The organism is Vagococcus sp. WN89Y, from assembly GCF_052220145.1.
Lineage (GTDB): Bacteria > Pseudomonadota > Gammaproteobacteria > Enterobacterales > Enterobacteriaceae > Kosakonia.
Genome location: NZ_JBQPOM010000024.1, coordinates 1 through 5,063, shown reverse-complemented (window position 1 = coordinate 5,063; position 5,063 = coordinate 1). Strand labels below are relative to the sequence as shown.

At 59.8% G+C, this 5,063-nt stretch carries 4 protein-coding genes; all 4 read right to left on the bottom strand.

Annotation, left to right across the window (positions count from 1 at the left end; translation table 11 throughout):
• Positions 1 to 2,806, bottom strand: a 2,806-nt coding sequence (locus tag ACTU3N_RS08275; protein WP_443085652.1) for a PAAR domain-containing protein, incomplete at its 3' end; no start/stop codon positions are given.
• Positions 2,807 to 2,822: 16 nt separating this feature from the next.
• A complete protein-coding gene (locus ACTU3N_RS08270) occupies positions 2,823 to 3,260 on the bottom strand; it encodes a DcrB-related protein (RefSeq protein ID WP_443085651.1) in 438 nt (145 codons plus the stop codon).
• Positions 3,261 to 3,656: 396 nt separating this feature from the next.
• The gene (locus ACTU3N_RS08265) at positions 3,657 to 4,601 is read right to left on the bottom strand and encodes an ArdC family protein (protein WP_443085650.1); all 945 of its coding nucleotides are present in this window, start codon (positions 4,599 to 4,601) and stop codon (positions 3,657 to 3,659) included.
• Between the two features lie 261 nt (positions 4,602 to 4,862).
• The coding region (locus ACTU3N_RS08260; protein WP_443085649.1) for a hypothetical protein at positions 4,863 to 5,063 on the bottom strand (201 nt) is incomplete at its 5' end.

The window sequence follows — 5,063 nt, the reverse complement described above, 5'->3', positions numbered from 1 at the left end:
GGCGGAGTTCCCGGTGCAGGCGGTCGCGGGTGAACTCGGTGACCAGTTGCTGACCGAAGCGGATGGCGCTGACGTGGCCGGAGCCGTAATGCAGCCAGACCATCTGCTGCCCGCCGGGAAGCGTGAGGTCCGTCAGGTTACCCAGCGCATCCCAGGCATAGCTGAGTTCGCCGTTAACCCCGGACTCGCTCACGAGGCGGCCTGCCGCATCACGGGTAAAAGTAATGTGGTCTGTTTCGATACCCAGCGCAACACCGTCGGCGGTCGGGGTCCGGGCTATCCGCATAACCCGGCCGTTCAGGTCATGGTCATAGCGGTACTGCGCATGGCGGGTGCTGCGCCCGGTCAGCAGGCCGCTGTCGTCATACGTGAACTGCTGCCAGCGGCGGGCGATACCGCCATCTGCGGCAGGCCGGCCGTTCTCCTGAAGCACACTGAGGAAGCCACGTACATCCCACTCCATCTGCCGCGACGTGTCGTCCGGGCGGGTTTCGCTCGTCGGGTGTCCGGTCTCATCATACGTGAAGCGGTACTCCCCGCCGTTGCCGTTTTCGAGTCTGAGCAGGTTACCGCGCGGGTCATAATGCCAGCGGCGGGTGCGCCCGATGCGGTCGGTGAGGCTCACCGGCAGGCCGAGCGGGTTGTAATTCCAGCGCACCTCGCTTTCCAGCGGGTCACGCCAGGCGGCAAGCTGGCCGCGTGCGTTCCACTGTAATGTCTCGCGGCTGCCGTCCGGGTGAATGACGGTGGTGAGCTGCCCGGCAGCGTTCCATTCGCGGCGGGTGACGTGGCCTTCCGCGTCCTCGCTGCTGATTAACTGCCCGAAGCGGTCATAGCTGAAGCGGGTGACGCTGCCGGAGCAGTCGGTGCGGCTTGTCAGTAATCCCTGGCGGTTCCACACCAGCCGCACCACGCCGCCGGTCGCATCGGTGATGCTGTCCGGCAGCAGTTCTTCGTCGTCCGGGTAGTGGTACGTGGTGGTGCTGCCTGCGGCGTCAGTTTCGGACAGCAGGCGTCCCTTAAGGTCATACAGGCTCTGCTCTGACGTGCCGTCCGGGTAATCCGTGCGGGTGATACGGTCGGTGAGGCGGAACCAGTGGTACTGCGTGCGCCGCCCGGCCGGATCCGTCTCCTGCGTCATGCGCCCGTATCTGTCCCATGAAGACTGGCGCAGGGCGCCGCCGGGCAGGATGACATCGCACAGCTCGCCGTCGCGGTAAATAAAGGCCGTCTTCCGGCCGTCGAAATCCGTGAAGGCGGCGACGTTATCATCGTCGTCCACCAGCCAGTGCGCCTGCGCCCCGTCATCGCGGATGGCGCGGCGCGTACCGTTGTCAAAATCATATTCGAATGTGAGCTGCTCGCCGCCGCTGTGGCGGAACGCCGTGACGCGCGGCAGTCCGGCAATTTCCTGCCAGCGGTATTCGCTCACCAGCCCGTTCGCATCCTCGTGGGCGCGCATCAGGCCGTCCTCCTGCCAGCGGAAACGGCGGCGCACGCTACCGCCCCGGCCCGTCACCGCCACCAGCTGACGCTGTGCATCGTAAGCGTAACTGACGAGGCAGATTTCGTCATCCAGCCAGGCCCCGGTCAGCCGGTCGCCCTCATAGCGGCAGACCACGCGCTGCCCGGCGCTGTCGGTCAGGGCATGCAGGGTGTGGTCGTCGTTCCACTCAAACAGGATATCGCTGCCGCAGGGCTCAGAGAGGCGCTGTAATAAGGAAGGATTGTCGCCAGCAAGCGGTGCGTAGTGCCAGCGCTCGCCGCTGATGTCATACACCGACCAGGAATCATCGCTGTGGTGCTCCAGCCAGCGCTTCTCCGCTTCGCAGTAGGTCCGCATGCCTTTCGGCACGAGAGGAAAGGAGATGTAATCCCCGGCTGGTGCGCGCCAGACCAGGCCGTCCTGGTAACGCTCAAGACGGGTCTCCCAGAAGAGATTCCAGCCGCGCCCCAGCACGCTGTCACCCGGGTTACCGCTGCGCCAGTAGCGCTGCCAGCGCACGGGTAAACGCGATGGCAGCACAAAGTCCAGCTCGTCGTCGCCGCTGAGAAACTTCTGCCCGCTGACGATATCCACCGGTCGGGCGATAATCCCTGCTGCCGCCGTGGCGGTCATCAGCGTGCCGAAGCGGCAGGCAATGCGGCCGATTTTGCTGATACCCGGCAGCTTCGCCAGCAGCTTACCCACCGCGCCCACCTTCCCGGCAAGACCGCCCCAGCCCCCGGCCAGCCCGGCAAACAGCAGGGTCAGGTCAGAAGCCTTGTAGAGCCATTCGGGCACTTCCGGTTTTATGGGCAGGGTCTGCTCCGGTGCGCCACCGATAAACACATTCCCGGAGCCGGTCATGACTCTGGCGTCGCAGGTGGTGCGGTCACCGAGGCGCGCGGCGGGCAGGCCGTTGATATACACCCGCGAGGAGCCTTCTGCAAGCTGCTGCGAGCCGTCATCATCGCACTCCACCATGCTGTCTGTGGCGATGGCGGCAGGCTTACCGTTGATAAAGACGTTGTGCGAGCCGGTGGTGATGACGCCTTTTTTCGTCATCTTCGCCGCCCCCGCCTCCGCGAAGCTGTCCCGCGCGGCGGTGGCGAGTTCCCCGGTGTAATAACCCACCGCGAGGCTCGCGCCGACAAGCAGCACACCGACGCCCAGACACGACGCCCCGATGCCTGCAATCATCAGCGCACCGGCGGCGATACCGCCGACGGCGGCAATCAGGCCACCGACAATCGTTCCGGCAATCATCCCGGCAAGCGCGCCGGAGTGGCCGATATCGTCCCCGAGGCGGGCAGCTTCAAACATCACACTATCCTTATTGTCAGGCGTGGAAACGGAAACTCTGCAGCAGTGAGCGCAGCAGTACGCTGTCGGCGTCCCCTAAAGCCCGGGTCGCGGACATCGTGAACACCAGAATCCGGTCAGCGGACGGATTAAACACCGCCTGCTGCTGAAAGGCTCGTTTACCGTCGCGCAGGTAGCTGGCGTGAATAACTTCACCGGTTACCAGGTTATCCCCGAGCACTGATTCACCACGTTCGCCCGTTTTCCAGCCTTTAAGATGTTTAGCCATCAGCGCCATCTGGCGGTCGATGTAAGCGGCCAGGGTTTCGCCGGGGTTCAGCGTGTCGCGGGAAATATTGAACGCCGGGGCATCCGCGCCGGGCGGGGTGAATACATTGACCGTACGGTCCTGGTAGCCTTCGGGAAGGGTCACCTGCCCTTCGGTAAACAGGCAGGGCTGAGCGGGTTCTGACATAAAGTGCATCCTGTCACGGGATTCAGAAAAGGGAATTTTCTCATACGGTCTGGTGAAAAACCAGACGCGGGAATGCGTTTTCTCCCCTCCGGTAATGAGCCGGTAGTGGCGTAACTGCCCGCCAGTTTTCGAAAAAAGTCACTGGAGAACCGTAAGCGATACATACCGCAAATGTTCCGACCCGGCTCTTCCCGGAAGAGGGCTGCCTCTGATTCACCTTCCGTTTAAGATTTTTGGTTTTCAGGCCATGCCAGTGGCCTCGCCCGTTCTGGCGCAGCATTCGCCGGAACGGGCGCGCTTTTATCATTCATGTACTTTATATGTCACCTCTGTCAGATAACCTCAGGTTAACCCAGGCGGGAAACTGCGAAGCTTTGCAGTTTCCCTTTCCTCGTTTCAGATTTTATCCATCAGATAACGATGCGCTTTTGATGCTGCGCTGGCCGCTCTGAAAATGCAGCGTTTATCGTTTTTCAGCGCCTTCAGCCAGGAAGCAATATAGCTCTCGTGCTGCACCTCGCCTTCTATCGCCAGATCCGCCATCAGAAAAGCGCTTCCCAGCTCGGCGATCAGCTCTTCAAACGCGTAATCCTCACTGCCAAACTTCCCTTTCATTTCGCGGTTCAGACGGCTTTTTGCACCGCTCCAGTGAACCAGCTCATGCAGGCCTGTCGCATAAAAATTAGCGGCATCAGCAAACAGATGGCGGGCAGGTAAATAGATCTCATCTGTCGAAGGTCGAAAGAAAGCGTTTTGCCCTTTTTCAATTATGGTCGCCCCGCTGCTGCGAAAGAGATTTTCAGCCTGCGGTAACGGATCGAACTTAACGGTGGGGTTGGGCGTTTCAGTAGCCAGCGGCAGACCATCGATCTGATCGACATTAAAAACCGTGAACGTTTTCAGCATAGGGATATGCTCAACTCCACCAGCATCGTTTTCTTTTTCCAGGGTGGTATAAAAAATCGCTGTTGTACCGTGTTCGCCCCTTCGAACCTGTGCCCCTGCTGCCTGCGCCTGTTTGTAAGTCATCCAGCGCGAATCACCGAACCCCTGTTTCGATGCACTGCACCACAGAAGCATGATATTCATTCCGCTGTAAGCGACGCCGGTAGCGTAATTTGAGGGCAATCCGGACATGCCAGGCACCCGCTCCCATGGGCATGCCCACGGCTTAACCCCGGCTTCCAGTGCGGCCACAATGCTGTCGGTAACCGTCTGGTAAATATCGGTTCTGGTTTTAGAACATTTCGTTTTTGTGGAGCCTGACTGGTCCAGCGGGGATACGCTGGTCGCCGTTGCGGTGTCAGGGGCGCTGGTTTGGGTATGCAGTGAAATAGTCATGATTTTTTCTCCGTCAGTGTGTGATTTTCGTCTTCGTATCGCCTGACGGTTCGTTTTCCCGGCATCGTTCTGTCACGCAAGGGCGCTGCAGGCGTGCCATTTACCCTTGCGGGACAGGTTGTGGCGGGAAACGATTAACCGGAAGCAGATACAAGGAACGAAAAGCACACGGGAGAAAAAATCTGACACTGCATAGACGGACGTAGCGCCCCTTGCTCCGCAGCGGTGAAAAGGGTTTGGGGTTTGGGGTTTGGGGTTGGTTTAGACGTCGCTCTTTTTCGTAAAAGTCACAATCTTCTTAACCACGTTTTTTAATATCTTCGGGGCAACGCTCCTTTGACCTGCTCCCCATTGATTAACACACGACGATGTTAGTAATGTCTTCATCAGCAACATGAGGACAACCCCATGAAGAAGCGTTTTTCCGACGAACAGATCATCAATATTCTTCGCGAAGCCGAG

Bases quoted from the DNA above. Each gene is read 5' to 3' on its own strand.
- ACTU3N_RS08265 (WP_443085650.1), bottom strand. From the start codon at position 4,601: ATGACTATTTCACTGCATACCCAAACCAGCGCCCCTGACACCGCAACG.
- ACTU3N_RS08270 (WP_443085651.1), bottom strand. From the start codon at position 3,260: ATGTCAGAACCCGCTCAGCCCTGCCTGTTTACCGAAGGGCAGGTGACC.